The sequence below is a fragment of the Shimia thalassica genome (genome assembly GCF_001458215.1).
Taxonomy (GTDB): domain Bacteria; phylum Pseudomonadota; class Alphaproteobacteria; order Rhodobacterales; family Rhodobacteraceae; genus Shimia; species Shimia thalassica.
Map to the genome: position 1 here is coordinate 38,278 of NZ_CYTW01000005.1, position 19,427 is coordinate 57,704.

The 19,427-nt window shown below is 55.8% G+C and carries 11 protein-coding genes and 2 pseudogenes; 10 read left to right on the top strand and 3 right to left on the bottom strand.

Going from position 1 to position 19,427, the window contains the following annotated elements; genetic code table 11:
- Positions 1-5: 5 nt before the first annotated feature.
- The 10 genes and pseudogenes from PH7735_RS17040 to PH7735_RS17085 all read left to right on the top strand — a co-directional run bounded on the left by PH7735_RS17040 (position 6) and on the right by PH7735_RS17085 (position 15,526).
- Positions 6-203, top strand: a complete 198-nt coding sequence (locus tag PH7735_RS17040) for a hypothetical protein (protein WP_058312635.1) — start codon at positions 6-8, stop codon at positions 201-203.
- Positions 204-366: 163 nt separating this feature from the next.
- Positions 367-1,074 (top strand): annotated as a pseudogene (locus PH7735_RS17045) (IS6 family transposase).
- A 200-nt stretch (positions 1,075-1,274) separates the two neighbouring features.
- A pseudogene (locus PH7735_RS20410) lies at positions 1,275-1,911 on the top strand (IS6 family transposase).
- Between the two features lie 273 nt (positions 1,912-2,184).
- Positions 2,185-7,518 (top strand): calcium-binding protein, encoded by a 5,334-nt coding sequence (locus PH7735_RS21090; protein WP_058312636.1) that lies wholly within the window; start codon positions 2,185-2,187, stop codon positions 7,516-7,518.
- 844 nt (positions 7,519-8,362) lie between these two features.
- Entirely contained in the window at positions 8,363-9,943 is a 1,581-nt protein-coding gene (locus tag PH7735_RS17060) for an ABC transporter substrate-binding protein (protein WP_058312817.1), read from the top strand.
- 136 nt (positions 9,944-10,079) lie between these two features.
- Positions 10,080-11,051 (top strand): ABC transporter permease, encoded by a 972-nt coding sequence (locus PH7735_RS17065; RefSeq protein ID WP_058312638.1) that lies wholly within the window; start codon positions 10,080-10,082, stop codon positions 11,049-11,051.
- A complete protein-coding gene (locus PH7735_RS17070) occupies positions 11,048-12,010 on the top strand; it encodes an ABC transporter permease (protein ID WP_058312639.1) in 963 nt (320 codons plus the stop codon). Before PH7735_RS17065 ends, PH7735_RS17070 begins: the two co-directional genes overlap by 4 nt.
- Entirely contained in the window at positions 12,007-13,698 is a 1,692-nt protein-coding gene (locus PH7735_RS17075; protein ID WP_058312640.1) for an ABC transporter ATP-binding protein, read from the top strand. Before PH7735_RS17070 ends, PH7735_RS17075 begins: the two co-directional genes overlap by 4 nt.
- Positions 13,699-13,775: 77 nt before the next feature.
- A complete protein-coding gene (locus PH7735_RS17080; protein ID WP_058312641.1) occupies positions 13,776-14,375 on the top strand; it encodes a helix-turn-helix domain-containing protein in 600 nt (199 codons plus the stop codon).
- 35 nt (positions 14,376-14,410) lie between these two features.
- Positions 14,411-15,526, top strand: a complete 1,116-nt coding sequence (locus PH7735_RS17085; RefSeq protein ID WP_058312642.1) for a M24 family metallopeptidase — start codon at positions 14,411-14,413, stop codon at positions 15,524-15,526.
- 384 nt (positions 15,527-15,910) lie between these two features.
- On the opposite strand, the gene PH7735_RS17090 is transcribed toward PH7735_RS17085, so the two are convergent.
- The 3 genes from PH7735_RS17090 to PH7735_RS17100 are packed head-to-tail and all read right to left on the bottom strand — an operon-like array spanning position 15,911 to position 19,424.
- On the bottom strand, positions 15,911-16,819 hold the full coding sequence (locus PH7735_RS17090; protein ID WP_058312643.1) for an ABC transporter permease: 909 nt from the start codon (positions 16,817-16,819) through the stop codon (positions 15,911-15,913).
- Positions 16,816-17,913 (bottom strand): ABC transporter permease, encoded by a 1,098-nt coding sequence (locus PH7735_RS17095; protein ID WP_058312644.1) that lies wholly within the window; start codon positions 17,911-17,913, stop codon positions 16,816-16,818. Before PH7735_RS17095 ends, PH7735_RS17090 begins: the two co-directional genes overlap by 4 nt.
- Complete coding sequence (locus tag PH7735_RS17100; protein WP_058312645.1) at positions 17,913-19,424, bottom strand: ABC transporter ATP-binding protein; 1,512 nt, start codon at positions 19,422-19,424, stop codon at positions 17,913-17,915. The genes PH7735_RS17095 and PH7735_RS17100 overlap by 1 nt, the downstream gene beginning before the upstream one ends.
- Between the last annotated feature and the right edge of the window lie 3 nt (positions 19,425-19,427).

Genomic DNA, 19,427 nt, shown 5'->3' on the forward strand with positions numbered 1-19,427 from the left:
GGAAAATGCCCGACAACAATCAGAACAGTGACGACGTTCACATTGCCGAGTCCTCCATGGCCTTTTCCAAAAAAACGATGCTGCGTATCGGTCCTGTGCTGGATGTCATCACCAGTGCTGGACGCCAATTTGCAGCGATCGATATCGATGGAATCATGGTGTTCTACGCGCCCCTAGAAGATATCCGAATAGAGCCATGCTAAGCCCGTTCATGTCAGATTGGAACGGCTTGCCGTCGGTTGGCCAACAGCGCTGCCGGTGTTGTCACGTAAACTACGCCGCGTTCAGAGGCCGACATTTGCTCTTAGGGCAGTGTCAGAGCAAATTCACCTTGAGACGGGTAGGGTGGTTTCGTAGCGTCTGTCCATGCCAAAACGCTCCCCTTTTCGATACTTCAAAACGAGCCCCGAGATTATCCGCCTAGCGGTGATGATGTATGTTCGGTTTCCACTTTCTCTGCGTAATGTGGAGGATCTTCTGCATGAGCGGGGTATCGATGTCAGCCATGAAACCATCCGGTTCTGGTGGAACAGATTTGGTCCGTTGTTTGCCGCTGAGATCCGTCGAAACCGTGTCCATAGTCTCCGCGCGTATTCCAATTGGCGGTGGCACTTAGACGAGGTTTTCGTGAAGATCAACGGTGAGAGACATTACCTTTGGCGGGCGGTTGATCACGAGGGTGAGGTGTTGGAAAGTTACGTCACGAAGGGCCGAGACCGTACCGCAGCCCTTAAATTCTTGAAGAAAACGATGAAACGGCATGGGTCGCCGGAGGTCGTTGTCACCGATAGATTGCGGTCATATGGCGCTGCAATGAAAGTTATCGGGAATGCGTCCAGGCAAGAAACCGGCCGCTGGAAAAACAATCGTGCAGAAAATTCCCACTTACCTTTTCGAAGGTGAGAACGAGCCATGCACCGCTTTCGCAGGATGCGAAGTTTGCAGAAATTCGTCTCCGTTCACGCTTCCGTCTCCAACCACTTCAATCAGGATCGCAGCCTTTCTCAAAGAGAGCATTTCAAGCTGAATCGCACCGCTGCTCTCGCTGAGTGGCGCGGTCTCTGCACGGAATAAAGGGCAGTGATGCTGGCCTAGTTGAGACTGGTTCGAATTTGTCTGACAGCACCGCCATAACCTCTGTCTCACAAATCGCTGAAAACTGGCGTTGCAGCGTTGTCAGAGGAAACCGGCTTGAGGCGGGCAAGGTTGCGACTTAGCCTCGTGTCATGACAGCACGCTCTCCTTTTCGCCTTTTCAAGACAAGCCTGTAGGTCATCCGGCGAACGGTGATGATGTGTGTCCGATTTCCGCTTTCGCTTTGAAAATCGGAAGTTTTGCTGCAGAAGCGCGGCACCGATGGAAGCCACGAAGCCATTCGTTTCTGGTGGAACAGGTTCAGTCCCTTGTTTGCATCCTAAATTTGAAAAAAGCAGGCACATCAACTTCGATCTCACTCGAACTGGTGTTGGCACCTCGACGAGGTTTTTGTGAAAGCAACAGCGTCCAACACTATCTTTGGCGTGCGGTTTAACTCGAAAGCGATGTGCCCGAATGTTTCGTCACCAAGCGCCGCGACCACACACCTGCCCCTAAATTCCTAAAAAAAGGCGATCAATGGTATGCCTAACCGTGGGGCATCGTCACCGAAAAATTGCGTTCTTACGGTGCCGCGACGAAGGTCATCGGGAGGGTGGCGAGGCAAGAGACCGGGCGTTGGAAGAACAACCGAGCAGAGAACTTACATCTACCTTTGAGACGAAAGGAACATGCCATGCTCCGCTTTCGCCGAATGCAAAGTCTGCAGAAATTTTTTCTGTCCACGCGTTCATTTTCAATCACTTCAATCAGGGCCATAGCCTTTCGCAAGGAGGCTATTTCAAGCTAAACTGTACCGCTGCTCCTGCTGAGTGAATTGGTCTATGTGCGGGATAAAGGGCAGCATTTCTGGCCTTGTAGAGACTGACTCGAATTGATCTGACAGCCCCTTCCTTTTGTCCCTGCATGCGTGAAGCGGCTCCACCGTATTTGTTCGTGATCTCAGAAGCTTGAGTAAACGCCAAATTCGAACAAGGGAGAATTTTGGGGGCCGGTGACTTTCGTTATCTAGGCTGAATTTGACAAAAAAGCCAAAAAATGCACGATTTTGAGAGAACAGCGTAAGCGAACTTTATTTAGAGGGTTTTCATGGCTGATTTTGACGGAACCGAAATTGATGATGTCTTTGTAGCGACCCCTTCATCAGATGGTCTTGAAATTATAGGAAACGGAGGGGACGACTCTCTTACAGGTTCCGGTGGCGCGGACTTCATCCGGGGGGACAGTGACACGACCCCAAATGTCGGAGACGATAGTCTTTTCGGATTGGGCGGCAGCGACACCCTCATAGGGGACGGCGGGGACGACTTCCTTGACGGCGGAGCTGGGGACGACTCTCTGATCGCCGGAGAAGGATGGGATACCCTAGGTGGCAGTGATGGCAACGACACCCTCCAGGGCGGACCGGTCAATCCGAACCGCCTTTTGGGGGGCTATGGCGATGATCTGGTTCTGGGTGGTGACGTCCGGGATTCTCTGTTGGGTGGTGCAGGATCTGATACCCTGAGAGGGGGCGGAGGCGATGACTATCTCATTGGAGATGGAGACTACGATCACGACGAAACCAACGACGGTTCAATTCATAATGCCTTTGCTGACAGCATTTCAGGAGAAGACGGTGACGACGCGCTTTTTGGAGGCGGGCTGGACACGTTGGATGGCGGTGCAGGCGATGACGACCTGTACTATTACATATTCGATACGCTCCCGACATTTGACAATATTCAAGGCGATGCAGGCTCTGACGTGTTGTCCATTCGCGGGATCGTACCCGTATCCGGGAATACGGGTGAAAACGCAGTCGGGATGAACCTCGTTCTGACGGACAGTCACGGGATCGAGCGCCTCTTGGTCGACCGGTTCTTTACGATTGGAGGTGACGGTGACGACTTCGTAGATCTGTCCCAGGTCCTCCTGCCGGAGGGAACAAGCGGTACCTTCAGGTTGTTTGATGGCGATGACACGATGCATGGTTCGATGCACGATGACACCATCATTGGCGATTCAGTAGATGACGGCAATACCCTAGACGACGGCGATGACAGCCTGTTCGGCGCCGAAGGCAACGACGATTTACACGGCGGCGCGGGCAATGACAGCTTGTTTGGTGAAGACGGTGATGACGACCTCTATGGCGGGCATGGGGCAGACTATCTGTCGGGCGGAGTTGGCAATGACACGCTACGAGCAGATGTCTCAAACTCTAGTAACCACTTCGGGCATAGCAGTGGTCCGGATGGCCTGAACGACACGCTGGATGGCGGGGCCGGTGACGACGTGCTGTATTCTGGCCAGTATGCGCAGTTGGACGAATATGTCGGTACAGAAGTTTATCTGGGAGGCGAAGGCGAAGATACACTTTCCGTGGGCGGTTTGCGTGGAGACCTGATCCTTGACAGCGGGGCCTCGATCGAAGTTTTGATTGGTAGGATTTACGGCCTTGAATCCGGGATCACAGTCGATTTGAGTGGCTTGTCTGCTACAGGCCAGGAACAGGATTTCCATCCGATTGGGGAGGAATTGGCCCCGTTTGTCGCCGGCGACACATCTATCGCCTCTCTGACAACGGAACGTCAAAACACGCATTCTGTGCTTGGTGCTGGTGCGGACATCATGACCGGCAGCATGTTCAACGACCAAGTGGTTGCCGGTGCCGGGAATGACGTCATTGCGGGGGGCGCTGGGACGGATGTGCTTGAAGGCCGCGAAGGCGACGACTCTCTTGATGGGCAGGATGGTGACGATTTCCTGATCGGGGATCAGGGCAATGATACGCTTGTCGGTGGGGATGGGAATGATCACTTTTACCTGCGTGCAGCCGCAGGGGATCGGGATGTGCTGCGCGGGGGGGAGGGTATCGATACCGTCCATACGAACCTTCAGCTATTTAGCGGCACTGACTATCGCACGATTTCCAGTCTTATCCTGGACGAAGCAGCATCGATTGAACTCCTTGAAATTGGCCATACCGACGTCCGCGCAACCGAAGGCGATGATGTCTTTTTCCTAGGCGATCTCGTCTCGATTTCACATCGCAACCCATCCGACCCCACGGATACGTTCAGGGTTCAGTTGCTTGGCGGCAATGACCGTTTCGAAATTGGCGATGTCGGGGCAACGGGCATCACGGACCAGCAGATTCACGGCGGCGACGGCGATGACCTGATCGATTTCACCGGTGAGGGGCTAAGCGGTCTTACCGGCGCATACCGGACCTATATCCATGGCGAGGCAGGAAACGACACGCTGCGCGGCACGGCGACGGCAGACTTTCTGTCCGGTGGTGAGGGTAACGATGTCATCGAAGCGGAAGCCGGAGATGACAGCATCAATGCCGGATCCGGCGCCGATACGGTTTTCGGGGGCACGGGCGACGACACGATCCGCTCGCAAGCGGTTTCGGGCGAATCCGTTGAACTTGATGGGGGTGAAGGCGACGATACCTTTTTCGCAAGTATTCTGGACGACGCAGCCATCCGGGGCGGTGTGGGTCATGATCGCTTATATTTTGACAATTTTTTTGGATCATTGATTTTCGATGAGACGACTTCGATCGAATATCTAAATATTGACTCAAGTTCTCTGGGTGGCAGTGGCGACGATTATCTGGACGTTGCGAATGTGGCTGAAATAGATACGCGCCGCCCACTCGACTTACCTACCTATGGGAATTGGGATGCCTCTTTCAGGTTCGGGTCCGGGAACGATACCCTGATCGGGTCGCAGTTCAGCGAGATTATCAGTGGCGGCGAGGGTGACGACAGTCTCGACGCCGGTGCAGGGGACGATTTGTTCCTTGCTTACCAAGGACGCGACACCCTGCAGGGGGGGGCGGGTGTGGATACTGTCATACTTGAGTCGCGACCCGAAAGCTCGGGCGGTGGCGCCGTCGACACCTCCGAAGTCTTTCTGGATGCAACGACTTCGGTCGAACGCATCGACTTTAACGCGCAAGCCTTTTTCGGGGCCGCCGCAGATGAGCTGTTCGATTTTGGCGGCGTCACCAATTACATCAGCTATGTGGCCATGGACCTTGGCGGCGGGGCAGATACGTTCGTGGGCGGTGCAGGCAACGATGTCCTGACCGCGGGCGGGAACAGCCGTTTTCTGGATGGCGGCGATGGCACTGACCGGCTGACGGCTGATTTCTCGGCCATATCGAACGATATTATAATGTCGCACGGCGCGCCAGCAACAGCGACAGACTATTCCCTCGCTTTCTCAGGGGCGCCCGACATACGTAACTTCGAACAAGCGTTCATCACACTCGGGTCGGGGAATGACCGCTTTGTTGTAGACGGCAACTCTGAACTGTCAGACAGCATAATCGGTGGGGCTGGTGACGACACAATCGGCGCAGGGTCCGGGGATGCCACCTTGGACGGTGGCGAAGGCACGGACCTTTTGGTGCTGGACTTTAGCGGGTTGGGGTACAATCGCTATAATGAAACGAACACCGATGCTGGCCGGGTGCGTATGTTGCGTGACGAGTCCTCTCGATCCGAGACGAACGCGGCGACCACGCTGAGCGAGCTGTCTTTCATCATCGCCGACAACCGCGTCAGCAACTATGGCGAAACCGGCGCGGATCGTGAAGACCATATCCATGTGACCAATTTCGAACAGGCCAATATCATCGGCTCTCTTTTCGATGACATCCTGACCGGCGGAGAGCTGGATGACACGCTGATTGGCGGCGCGGGCGATGATATTCTGCGCGGCGGTGGTGGTGGCGTGGACAGCATCGACGGCGGCAGCGGGAACGACCAGATCTGGGCAACGCAATTCGGCACGCTGAGCGGTGGCGAGGGTCACGATTTCCTGAGTCTGGACCTCAGTTGGGCAGCGCAGGTCACGGCGGCGGATGCAACCGGTACGGTGGATGTGGCCGGTGCGAGCCCAACACAGTTCTCGGGGTTCGAACATTTTCAGGTGACGCTTGGGGCGGGGGATGACCTGTTCGCGGTCTCTCAGAATGCCGAGATTGCCGACACGATCATCGGGGGCGCCGGAAACGACACCATTCTAGGTGGAACAGGCGATGACTCGTTGGATGGTGGCGACGGCACGGACCTTTTGGTGCTGGACTTTAGCGGGTTGGGGTACAATCGCTATAATGAAACGAACACCGATGCTGGCCGGGTGCGTATGTTGCGTGACGAGTCCTCTCGATCCGAGACGAACGCGGCGACCACGCTGAGCGAGCTGTCTTTCATCATCGCCGACAACCGCGTCAGCAACTATGGCGAAACCGGCGCGGATCGTGAAGACCATATCCATGTGACCAATTTCGAACAGGCCAATATCATCGGCTCTCTTTTCGATGATATCCTGACCGGTGGGGAACTCGACGACACGCTGATTGGCGGTGCGGGTGATGACAGCCTCAGAGGAAACGCCGGCACGGATCAAATGGAAGGTGGCACTGGCAATGACACGCTGCTGGCCGGAAATGGCGACGACAGTCTTAGAGGGGGTGCAGGCAATGACTCTCTCGTTGGTGGCGAAGGACGGGATACCGCATATTTTGATATCAGCAGTTTAGATGCGGTCGTCTCTGTGGTGGATGGGGGTTTGCAGATTATCTCAAGCCTCGGGACCGATTTCGTTGATGCCTCTGTAGAGATGATTAGCTTCTCTGATCGCGTTCTGAGCTTTGTTGAAACGATTGGATTGTCTGACCTTCTGTTGAATGGAACGGCTGGTCCAGACACGCTTGTGGGTGCCGGAGGCAATGACACCTTGCTTGGGGAAGATGGTTGGGATGTTTTGCGTGGACACGAGGGCGATGACAGCCTGCGCGGGGGCGATGGCAATGACACATTGGTGGGCGGCGACGGTGACGACATACTGATTGGTGGCGATAGTGCGGATGATCGGCGCGACGTGATTTACGGTGGCGCGGGGAATGACTCAATTGATGGCGGCTATGGTAATGACGAACTGCGCGGAGATGCCGGCAATGACACAATCGCAGGCGGCTTTGGGGCCGATACTGTCATTGGGGGCGCAGGCGATGACACCCTGACAGGCGCGGCTTTTGGTGATCAGATCTTTGGCGGAGATGGTGGCGACTTCATCAATGGCGGTTTTGGCTATGACCTTATGAATGGCGGGGCAGGGGCAGACAGGTTCTTCCATCTCGGTATTGCCGACCACGGGTCTGATTGGGTTCAGGACTACAACGCTGCTGAAGGCGATGTATTGCACTTCGGCAATGGGGCGGAAGTGAGCAACCAGTTCCAGATAAACACAACCCATACTGCAACGGCCGAAGGAGAGCGTTCTGGTGACGATAATATCGAAGAGGCCTTTGTGATCTACCGCCCGACAGGACAAATCATGTGGGCCTTGGTGGATGGGGCTGGGCAAACTGCGATCAACCTTCAGATCGGGCAAGATGTGTTCGACCTGCAGGCATAGATAAGCTGGCTTGTTCATTTGAAAGGCCCGCCAAGTATTAGAACTTAATCTGGACTACCACATAAGAGCCGATCCCTTGCCCCTCTCCCGAGACACTCCATCTCAGGGGGATTAAGCGATCCTTCGCGCCAGGTTCATCCTGCTCTTCTATCGCATGTTGTCTGTTCTGGGTTGTGCTTAAGGACAAGTAAATAGGGACAAAAAATGGACGATACCCCATCAAAGGTTCGAACCATGTTCCGAAAGTACCGATCGAAGTATCACCGTTCTTCCGCTGGCCCTCGCGATGCAGTCATGCAGGTCGTCGGCTACGCCAAAAGACAGGAAGCTGTGCGTTGGCTGAACAACCAGGCTGAGAATTCACATCCGCCGTTTCGTTGACAACAACACGCCATGCACGGCTTCCGTCGTAAGCCAAGTGTGCAGAAGACTTGCCCTATTCACGCGTCCGTTTTCAATCACTTCACACTGAACCGCATTTCTGCTCTTTGTGAGTGGTGCGATCTTTGGGGCGCGTGATGACAGCTTTAATGGCCGAGGTCGGACGGGGTTGAATACGTCTGACAGCACCCCTTTCTGGGTCAAAATTGTGAACTATTTTGCCCTTGGAAAAATAATTATTGTGTAGCCAAATTAATTTTCTTAGAGTCCGACTGCGTGATGCCTGATTTTGGCGGAACGTCATCTGCAAGCCTGCACGACATGCGGCAAACACTGGGTTGGGGCACTTCATGACGACGAAGCAATGGCTCCGGAAAATCAAAAAGACCGTCTTTGCCGAATTCTCTTCAGGAAAAACAAATACAAATGCTTGCGGACAACACTTACTGACAGCGAGGAAACCATGAAAAAGACAACTACAATCCTAGCGGTTGCGGCGCTCATGTCGTCAACGGCTGTGGTGAACGCCGAAACCCTTAAATGGGCACGTGCGGGTGACGCCCTGACATTGGATCCGCACTCGCAAAACGAAGGCCCCAGCCACACCATGCGTCACCAGATGTATGAGCCGCTGATTATCCGCGACACCAGTGGCGCGTTTGTGCCAACTCTGGCAACCGACTGGGCCCCGAGCGCCGACAATCCCAACGTCTGGGTTTTTAATCTGCGCAAAGGCGTGAAATTCCACGATGGAGCGGATTTCACCGCCGAAGACGTGGTGTTCAGCTTTGAGCGTGCGAAACAGCCGAACTCGGACATGAAAGAACTGATCGGTTCGATTACCGCGGTGCGCGCCGTTGATGACCACACCGTTGAAATCGAAACCGAAGGTCCAAACCCGATCCTGCCGTCGAACCTGACCAACCTGTTCATGATGGACAAGGGTTGGACCGAGGCGAACAACACCGTCAATGTTCAGGACTTTGAAGGTGGTGAGATCACCTATGCGACCACCAACGTGAACGGCACCGGCGCTTACACGCTGGTCAGCCGCGAGCCTGATGTGAAAACCGTCATGGCACGCAACGAAGCCTATTGGGGTCGCAACGATTTCCCGATGGAAGTCAGCGAAATCGTTTATACGCCGATCCAGAACGCTGCGACCCGCGTTGCCGCGCTTTTGTCAGGCGAAATCAATTTCCTTCAGGATATGCCGGTGCAGGATTTGGCACGGGTTGACGGAACGGATGGTTTGGTTGTCAAACAGGCGCCGCAAAACCGCGTGATCTTCTTTGGGATGAACCAGGGCGCAGATGACCTCGAGGCCGACAACATTGAGGGCAAAAACCCGCTGGCTGATGTGCGTGTCCGCAAGGCGATGTCGATGGCAATCAACCGTGACGCCATCCGTCAGGTTGTTATGCGTGGCCAGTCCCAGCCTGCAGGCATGATCGCACCGCCGTTCGTGAACGGCTGGACTGCCGCGATGGACGGCGAAAGCTCGACCGATCTGGAAGGCGCCAAGGCGCTAATGGCCGAAGCCGGTTATGGCGACGGGTTCTCGATCCGTCTGGATTGCCCGAACGATCGTTACATCAACGACGAACCGATCTGTCAGGCCGCCGTCGGCATGCTGGGTCAGATTGGCATTACCGTGAACCTGGATGCCATTCCCAAGGCACAGCACTTCCCCAAGATCGTCGAGGGCAAGACCGACTTCTACATGCTGGGCTGGGGTGTTCCAACTTACGACTCGGAATACATCTTCAACTTCCTTGTACATGGTCGTGAAAGCGACATCGGGACCTGGAACGGGACTGGCTTCAATGATGCGGACGTAAATGCCAAAATCAAGTCGCTGGCCTCTAACACTGATCTGGACGCCCGAAACGCGGATATCGCCGCCATCTGGCGCGCTGTTCAAGATGAACAGCTCTACATCCCGATCCACCACCAGGTGCTGAACTGGGGTATGGGCGAAGGTGTAGGCATCGAGGTTGATCCCGAAGATCAGCCACGCGTCAAATACTTCACCATGAAGTAAACCGATCTGGGTCGCCTGCCTGTTGCGGGCGGCCCGTTTCTGTCGGACGGCGTTCGGGGTCTTCTCCCCGACACCCTTCCTTGATCCGTCAATTCACGCGTGACCTCGCGCGTTCTGGCACAGGAAAGTCCCTGCGATGTTGCCATTCATCCTGAAACGCGTGTTTCAGTCCATTCTGGTTCTGGTCATTACCGGCGCCATTGCATTTTCCATGTTCACCTTTGTGGGTGACCCGATTGACAACATGCTTGGTCAAGAACGCACGTTGGAGGATGTTGAACGTCTGCGTGCGCGGTTGGGCCTCGATCAACCGGTTCCTGTCCAGTATTTCAAATTCCTCAACGAAGCGGCCCATGGCAACTTCGGTGTCAGTTATCGTCAGGGTCGCGAAGTCTCCGAGATCATCATGGAGCGCGCGCCCGCTACGCTTGAACTGGCTGCGCTATCGGCGATCTTTGCCGTCGTGATGGGCATTGCGCTTGGCGTGTTTACCGCCATTCGCCGCGACGGGTTTGCCGCCCATTTCATTATGTCCGTTTCCTTGATCGGAGTGTCCTTGCCGACCTTCCTGATCGGTATTCTTCTGATCTATCTGTTTTCAGTCGAACTCGGCTGGTTGCCCAGTTTTGGCCGAGGTGAAGTGGTCAAGATCGGTAGTTGGACCACCGGTTTCCTGACTGAGTCCGGTCTCAAGGCACTGGTCCTTCCGGCGATCACGCTGGGTCTCTATCAAATGACCCTCATCATGCGGCTGGTGCGTTCTGAAATGCTCGAAGTGCTGCGTCAGGATTATATCCGCTTTGCCCGTGCACGCGGCCTGAGCGATCGGGTGATCAACTTCCGCCACGCGCTCAAGAACACGATGGTGCCGGTGATAACCGTCATTGGTTTGCAACTGGGGGCGATCATCGCCTTTGCGATCATCACCGAAACCGTCTTTCAATGGCCCGGCCTCGGGCTTTTGTTCATCAACGCAATTCAGTTCGTCGATATCCCTGTCATGGCCGCATATCTGATGATGATTTCGGTGATGTTCGTCGTCATCAATCTTCTGGTCGATATCCTCTATGCCTTTATCGATCCACGCTTAAGGGTGAGTGCCAAGTGACCGATCAACCCATTTCTGCGCAAAAAGACCCGCAAGCCGCGCCGCCGTCCCGTCTGCGTCGCGCGCTGGACAGTGATTTTTATTACGCTTTCCGCCACTCGCCCGTCGCGATGGTGTCGGCCGCTGTGTCACTGTTGCTGATCCTGTCGGCGGTGTTCGCGCCGTTGATTGCGACAACCAACCCGTTCGATCCCACGTCACTGAACCTGATGAACGGGTTCACACCACCGATGACGCCGAATTCCTTTACCGGCGAGACCTTCCTGATGGGCACCGACGATCAGGGGCGGGATGTGTTTTCAACCATCCTCTATGGCATGCGCATCTCGCTGTTCGTAGGCTTTGCCGCCGTGCTGTTCGCGGTGGTTCTGGGCATTTTCCTTGGTCTGCTGGCCGGATATTTCGGGGGCTGGATTGACAGTTTCATCATGCGCGCCGCTGACGTGCAGCTGACCTTCCCTTCGATCCTTGTTGCGATGCTGATCTTTGGCATTGCCAAGGGCATCACCCCGATCGAACACCGCGATCAAATGGCGATCTGGGTGCTGATCCTCGCCATTGGTCTGAGTGATTGGGTCCAGTTTGCCCGCGTTGTGCGCGGCGCGACGCTTGTCGAAAGAAACAAGGATTATGTGTCTGCGGCGCGGCTGATCGGGCGCAGGCCTTCTGCGATTATGCTGCGGCATATCCTGCCCAACATCCTGTCACCGGTCTTGGTGATTGCGACCATCTCTCTTGCGCTGGCGATCATTGCCGAGGCGACGCTGAGCTTCCTTGGGGTCGGTGCGCCACCCACACAACCCTCGCTAGGGACGCTGATCCGTATCGGCCAAGGTTACCTGTTTTCCGGCGAATGGTGGATCCTGTTTTTCCCTGCCTGCACGCTACTGGCCCTCGCACTGAGTGTGAATATGCTGGGCGACTGGCTGCGTGATGTATTGAACCCGAGGCTGAAATGACCGAACCCGTATTGTCCATCCGCAACCTGACGGTCGAAATTCCCACCCGCCACGGGCTGTTCAAACCTGTGAAAAACGTCAGCTATGACATTCACCCCGGCGAAATTCGTGGTGTTGTCGGCGAAAGTGGCGCAGGCAAGTCGATGACGGGCAATGCCGTTATCGGGCTTTTGGATGATCCCGCGCGCGTCGCCTCCGGAGAAATCTGGCTAAAAGGGCGCCGCATCGATAACCTCAGTCCCGAGGAACAGCGCGCCATTCGTGGCCGCGAGATCAGCATGATCTTTCAGGATCCCCTGACCTCGCTCAACCCGCTGTTCACCATCGGCGAACAGTTGGTCGAAACCATTCAGTTGCATCTCAAGGTCTCTGCGACCGAAGCACGCGAACGGGCGCTTGCCCTTTTGGATCGGGTGTCAATCCCGGACCCCAAGACGCGGTTTGACCAGTATCCGCACCAGTTTTCAGGCGGTATGCGCCAGCGGGTTGTGATCGCGCTTGCCCTGTGTTCCGAACCTTCGGTCATTGTCGCCGATGAACCGACGACTGCGTTGGACGTGTCCATTCAGGCGCAGGTATTGGATCTGATCAAGGAACTGGCCTCGGAAACGCAGGTTGGGGTGATCCTTGTGACTCACGACATGGGCGTCATTGCCGACACGACCGAGCAGGTTACCGTGATGTATTCGGGCGAAGTTGTCGAAAACGGGCCAACCGATAAGGTACTGAGCGCACCGGAACATGAATACACGAAGTCGCTGATCTCGGCCGTGCCACGTCCACAGGTCAAGCTGCACCGCTTTCCGCAGGTCAGTTATGGGGGCCGTGAAACCACCTTCAAGATCGAAGATCTTGCCCGCAACTGGCACAAACCAGAGCTATCCAAATCCGGCAAGCTGGTCGAGGTCAAAGGCATCACCAAGAAGTTCCTTGAAAAATCGGCTATTCTGCCGTCGCGCCGCACATATTTCACAGCGGTGGATGATGTGTCGTTTGACATCAAGGATGGCGAGGTTTTCGGCCTTGTCGGCGAAAGTGGATCGGGTAAATCCACCGTTGCGCGTATGATCGGCACGCTGTTGCCGGTCGATGGTGGCCAGATTCATTTCGATGGTGAAGACGTGACCGCCATGTCGGCCGAGGACATGGCGAATTATCGCAAACAGATCCAGATGATTTTCCAGGATCCATTCTCAAGCCTGAACCCGCGCATGAAAGTGGAAAGCATCGTGGCCGAGCCGCTGATACATCACAAACTCTTGCCGCCGGATCAGATCAGCGGGCGCGTGCATGAATTGCTGGACCGTGTTGGCCTGACAAGGGCTGCGGCAAACAAGTATCCGCATGAGTTTTCTGGCGGACAACGGCAGCGGATTTCGATTGCTCGCGCCTTGGCGACGCAGCCACGGTTCCTGATCTGCGATGAACCCACCAGCGCACTGGACGTGTCCATTCAGGCGCAAATCCTTAATATTCTTAAAGATTTGCAGGAGCATCTGGGCCTGACCATGTTGTTCATCAGCCATGATCTTCCTGTAGTGCGCCAGATGTGTGACCGCGTAGGCGTGATGAAACAGGGCCAGTTGATCGAGGTGCAGGACACCGAAACGCTCTTTGCCAACCCCAAGCAGGATTATACTGCGCAATTGCTCGATCTGATGCCCCGTCTGGCGCAGTTGTCGAGTTAAGAGAATGCGTCGTTTTTACATACCCCTAATTGTCGGCATAGGCCTTACCTATGCCGACTTGAAACAGGGGTAACACGATGGCATCCGATCAGATCGAACAGGCCAAGCTGGGCAACTTGATCCGCAAGTGCAGGCAGAAACGCAGGCTGACCTTAAAAGAGCTTTGCGACAAGGCCGGTGTGTCCGTCGGCTATCTTTCACAGGTTGAGCGGGGCAATGCCACGCCTTCGCTGGGAACCTTGGCACAGATTGCCCGCGCGCTTGATCTCGGTCTTGATTACTTTGTGACCCGTCCCAAACCGGGGGATGCCGTCTCTTATGCCGACCAGCGGCGCAAGTTCTCGATTTCGGATACGGGTGTCACCTATGAGGCGCTCAGCACCGAGTTTCCCGGTCACGAATTGTCGGCCTTCATCATGAATTGCCCCCCGGGATTTCAGTCCGAGACGTTTCAGCACGAAGGTGAAGAGTTCATCTATATCCTGAGTGGGTCGATCGAAAAAAGTCTGGATGGCGAAACGTTTACCCTGCGGGAAGGTGACAGCCTGCATTACAACGGAATGACACCGCATGCGTGGAAAACTCTGGGTGACACGCCTGCGCGCATGCTTTGGACCGGCAGTTTGGTCGTCTTACAAGGCGCACAGAACGGCCGGCTTCCCGGCCAACGCAGCTAACCCCACCCAAAAGAGTGCCACCTAGGAGAGGTTTTATGACTGATATTGTTGAAAACAGATTGTCACGGCTGCGCACATGTATGGTCGAAACCAACACCGATCTGGTGGCTCTCGGTCCGGGAAGCCATATGCAATGGCTCTTGGGATTGAACCCGCATGGCGACGAACGCCCGGTTATGGCAATTGTAACGGCCAGCCATGTTGGCGTGCTCATGCCGCTTTTGAACGCAGAGGCATCGCGCGCCCAATGCGCGGACGTTCCGTTTTATGAATGGAGCGATGCCGACGGTCCGCTGGGGGCTCTTACACAGCTTTTGTCCGAGGCAAATGCCACTGGTTCTGGCCTCAATATCGTGCTGGACGAAATGATGCGTACTGACTTTTCGTTCCTTCTGCTCGATCAGCTTGACGCCCCGACCCACCGCTTCACACTGGATACGGTTGGCCTCTTGCGCGCTCAAAAAGACGACGGGGAACGCCAGCTTTTGAAAGACAGCGCGCTTTTGAACGATGCGGCCTTCGAGCGGGCGTTTGATGCCCTGTGCACGGGTATTACGGAACTCGAAGTGCGCGACATCATTGTCGAGCACTACCTGTCAAACGGGGCCGAACCCGCGTTCTGCATCGTCGCCTTCGGCAAGAACGGTGCCTATCCACACCACCACACAAGCGCGGCCACCTTGCAGCCCGAAATGGCAGTGCTCATTGATGCCGGTTGCCGGTTGCGGGGCTACCCTTCGGACATGACACGTTGTGGATGGTACGGGGATACACCCGATCCACGGTTTACTGAGATCGGCTCCATTGTTGAACAAGCGGTGCAATCGGCAGAAACCGCAGCCGTGCCCGGCGCTCTGTGCAGTGACGTCGACAGGGCGGCGCGCGGCGTGATCGAGGCCGCAGGCTATGGTCCGGAATTCCTGCACCGCACGGGGCATGGTCTGGGCGTTGACGTGCACGAACCCCCCTATATTGCCGCCAACTATCCTGAACCTTTAAGGGCGGGTAACGTGTTTTCCATTGAGCCGGGCATCTACTTGAATGAAGAATTCGGTATCCGGCTTGAAGACGTGGCCTTCTTGGACGCCGACGGTGTCGCAATTCTGTCTGACATGCCCCGCACCCTGCGCATGCTGCCGGTCAAAAGCTAAAATCACAATTGAATTTGGAGGCAGAGGGATTGAAGCCAGACCCAATCCGGATGGCGTTGTTTGTAGAATCTTGGTTGAAGCGGGCAGGGTGGTCTTCTCGTTTTGTCCGATCACCAAACTCTCGCCTTGGTCGCAAATGTACCGCCGCCTCAACCTTTCAAGAGAGATTTCAAACAACGATAGCACGCACGACTGAATGTGCTCGATTTCTTGTACCCTAGGGCCCGTCCGCGATGGATCATGGAAGGAGCGCTGTTTCAGCTCGGTCAAGACGATGGTGCCGCCATCACCGGTTTCTGACCGGGTCGTTTGGACACAGTATTTGCTTCACAGATCTAAAAGCGAAAGGCGCAGCGGCACGCCCCACTGACAGCCCCAATCGATCTATTTGTAAGTCTCGCCCAGAGAGGCGATGCCATTCAGCTTTAGCAAACGCTTGTTCGAAGAAATGATCCCCAAAACAACAATCGTGACCAGATAGGGCAGGCTTGTCAGGATCTGCGACGGGATCGACAGGCCAGCGGTCTGTGCCGCGATACCGGCAAGCGATACTGCGCCAAACAGGCACGCTCCGAGGAAAACCCGTCCGACCATCCATGTCCCAAAGACAACCAACGCGACCGCGATCCAGCCCCGTCCCGCGATCATGCCGTCCGCCCATAGCGGCGTATAGACCGTCGAGGCATAGGCACCTGCAATACCTGCCATCAGGCCGCCAAAGGCCACAGCGCCAATCCTGAGCGCGAATACGGAATATCCCAGAGAATTGACGGCTTTGGGGTTCTCTCCCACAGCGCGCAACAGTAATCCGGCCTTCATCCGCGTCAATGCATACCAAAGTCCGGCAGATGTCAGGATTGCCAGCCAGACCACGATGTCCTGCGAAAACAAACCGCCGATGACCGGAATGTCAGACAGCACAGGGATCGATATCTTGCTGATCCCCTTGATGGTGTAGCTTTCATAAGGTTTCCCGAAAAAGGCCGACAACCCAAGGCCCAAAATGCCGATGGCAAGCCCTGTGGCCACCTGATTGGCACGAAGCCCCAGCGCCACAAACGCAAACAGCAAAGACAGCAAGACACCGCCAATGCCCGCGACCAGAAAGGCCAGGATATGACCGCCACCATTGTAGACAATGATAAAGGCCAAAGCCGCACCAAAGGCCATCATCCCTTCGACGCCGAGGTTCAGAACACCTGATCGCTCCGCAACCAGTTCGCCCAAAGCCGCAAGCAAGAACGGGGTCGCGGCGGCCAGCATGCCGGATATGATGAACTCAATCGCATTCATGCGCCTTGCTCCCCATGGGGCGTTGGCCATTCCAAACGATTGCGAACAAAGGTCGCCAGAATTAGATAGGCGAGAAGCAGGCTGCCTTGAAAAACGTGAACGGCCGCAATTGGCAATCCCGCGGTGACCATGGCGTTGTCCCCGCCGATATACAGAGTTGCCATCAGGAAAGACGACAGCACAATGCCAATGGGGTGAAGCCCGCCAAGATAGGCCACGATGATCGCGGCATAGCCATAGCCGGTCGAAATCGAACGCTGAAGCTGCCCGACGGGGCCTGCAACCTCGGCCGCCCCTGCAAGACCGGCCGCAAAGCCCCCGATCAGCAATGAAATCCAGATCGCTTTGCTTTGCGAAAATCCTGCATAGCGCGCGGCACGTGGGGCCAGTCCGCCAACCTCAAGCTTGTATCCGGCAAAGCTGCGTTGCACGAAAAACCACGCGACCACGGACAGCGCCAGCGCCAACAGCAACGAGACATTCACGCGCGTTCCCGGGATCAGGGTGGGCACCATGGCATCCAGTGGAAACATCACCGATTGCGGGAAGTTGAATCCCATCGGGTCTTTCCACGGTCCCAAAAGCAGATAGTTCAGAACCTGGATCGCGACAAAGGACAGCATCAGCGATACGAGAATTTCATTCGCATTCAACCGCACCCGCCAGAAAGCGGTGATGCTGGCCCAGCACAGGCCACCCAATGCCCCAAGCAGCAGCATAAGAGGCCAGACCCAGACGCCCGTGATGTTTGGATACCAGACAGGGATCGCCGAGGCGAAGATCGCCCCAAGCACAAACTGGCCTTCGGCACCGATGTTAAACACCTTGGCGCGAAACCCGATCGCCAACCCTTGGGCAATCAACAAAAGAGGGCTGGCTTTCAACAGCACTTCCGAAAACGAATACATGCTCAGGAACGGCTCGATCAGCATGGCATGCAGGACAATCAAAGGGTTTTTGCCGAGCATCCCGTAAAGCACGAGATTGGTCAGCACGGCCAGTCCAAGCGCGGCAAAAGGGGCGATCAGCATCATGGGCATGGACGCCCGTTCGCGCCGAACCAGTCGGGGCAATTTTGACAAAGCAAGACCCATCACGCGACATCCTCGGCCGAAGAGATCATGTGCCGCCCTATGTCTTCGGGCTGAATCTCGCTGGTCTTGAAACGCGGGCTCAATCGGCCTTGATTGAGAACTTGAATGTGATCACTCAGTTCAAACAATTCTTCTATCTCCTCGGAGATGACCAGAATCGCGCAGCCTTGGTTGCGCAGCTCGATCAAACGTTTGCGGATGGCCGCAGAGGCACCGATATCCACGCCCCAGGTTGGCTGGTTGACGAACAGCAGCTTCGGCTCGAGCATGATTTCGCGGCCCACGATGAATTTCTGCAGGTTCCCGCCAGAAAGGGCGCCTGCCTCGGCTTCTGGTCCCGGCGTGCGCACGTCATAGGCCTCGATGCACTCGTTGGTAAAACGCGTGGCCTTGGAGAGATTTACCATGCCGCGCTTGATCAGACCCTTGGAATGGGCCGTCAAAAGGCTGTTTTTGGTCAAAGACAGCTCGGGCACAGCGCCTTGGCCCAGACGGTCCTCGGGGACAAAGGCAAAGCCCAGCTTGCGTCGCGCAGCGGCGTTCAGGGTGCTGACGTCTTGCCCCATCATAACGATTCTTTCGCCTTCTGACGGGGGCAGAACCGTTTCGCCGGAAATCAATTCGGCCAGCTCGCTTTGTCCATTGCCCGACACACCGGCAATCCCGAGGATTTCCCCCTCGCGGACCTGCAGGGAAACATCATGCAGCGAAACGGCAAACGGGTCTTCCATGATGTGGGTCAGGTTCGCCAGTTCCAGCTGTTTGAGACCACGCGGCATCGGTTTCGCGGGTATGGTTTCGGGCATATCGCGCCCGATCATCATCTTGGCCAGTTCATGGGTGTCGAAATCACGCGGCGACACGTTGCCGGTCACATGCCCCGACCGCAGAATGGTCGCGTGGGTACAGATTGAGCGGATTTCTTCCAGTTTATGAGAGATAAACAGGATGGAAACTCCCCGCTCGGCAAGGCGGCGCAGCGTTTCGAACAGCAGCTCAACCGACTGGGGCGGCAATACCGACGTGGGCTCATCCAGGATGAGCAGTTTGGGATCCGCCATCAGACATCGAATGATTTCGACGCGCTGGCGTTCGCCCACCGACAAGGAATGGACATGGCTGAGCGGGTCAACCTTGAGGCCGAATTCTTCACCAAATTGAATGATCTTGTCGGTCAGTTCTTTTTTGGTTCCGGGCACAACAAGCGAGACATTCTCGACCACCGTTAGGGTTTCAAACAGCGAAAAGTGTTGAAACACCATACCGATGCCCAGCTTGCGCGCCTCTGACGGCGATGCGATGCGCCGCTTTTCACCTTGCCAGAAGATCTCGCCCTCATCGGGGCTTTCGACGCCATAGATCAGTTTCATCAGCGTGGATTTACCCGCGCCGTTTTCACCAAGGATGGCATGAATCGCGTTAGGCGCCACGTCCAGGTCCACAGCGGTATTCGCGTGGACCTGGCCATAGCTTTTGGACACCCCGCGCAGTGACAGCAGAGGTGTTGTCATGGC

Coding starts and splice junctions, on each gene's coding strand:
- PH7735_RS17040 (WP_058312635.1), top strand. CDS start 6: ATGCCCGACAACAATCAGAACAGTGACGACGTTCACATTGCCGAGTCC.
- PH7735_RS21090 (WP_058312636.1), top strand. CDS start 2,185: ATGGCTGATTTTGACGGAACCGAAATTGATGATGTCTTTGTAGCGACC.
- PH7735_RS17060 (WP_058312817.1), top strand. CDS start 8,363: ATGAAAAAGACAACTACAATCCTAGCGGTTGCGGCGCTCATGTCGTCA.
- PH7735_RS17065 (WP_058312638.1), top strand. CDS start 10,080: ATGTTGCCATTCATCCTGAAACGCGTGTTTCAGTCCATTCTGGTTCTG.
- PH7735_RS17075 (WP_058312640.1), top strand. CDS start 12,007: ATGACCGAACCCGTATTGTCCATCCGCAACCTGACGGTCGAAATTCCC.
- PH7735_RS17080 (WP_058312641.1), top strand. CDS start 13,776: ATGGCATCCGATCAGATCGAACAGGCCAAGCTGGGCAACTTGATCCGC.
- PH7735_RS17085 (WP_058312642.1), top strand. CDS start 14,411: ATGACTGATATTGTTGAAAACAGATTGTCACGGCTGCGCACATGTATG.
- PH7735_RS17090 (WP_058312643.1), bottom strand. CDS start 16,819: ATGAATGCGATTGAGTTCATCATATCCGGCATGCTGGCCGCCGCGACC.
- PH7735_RS17095 (WP_058312644.1), bottom strand. CDS start 17,913: ATGGGTCTTGCTTTGTCAAAATTGCCCCGACTGGTTCGGCGCGAACGG.
- PH7735_RS17100 (WP_058312645.1), bottom strand. CDS start 19,424: ATGACAACACCTCTGCTGTCACTGCGCGGGGTGTCCAAAAGCTATGGC.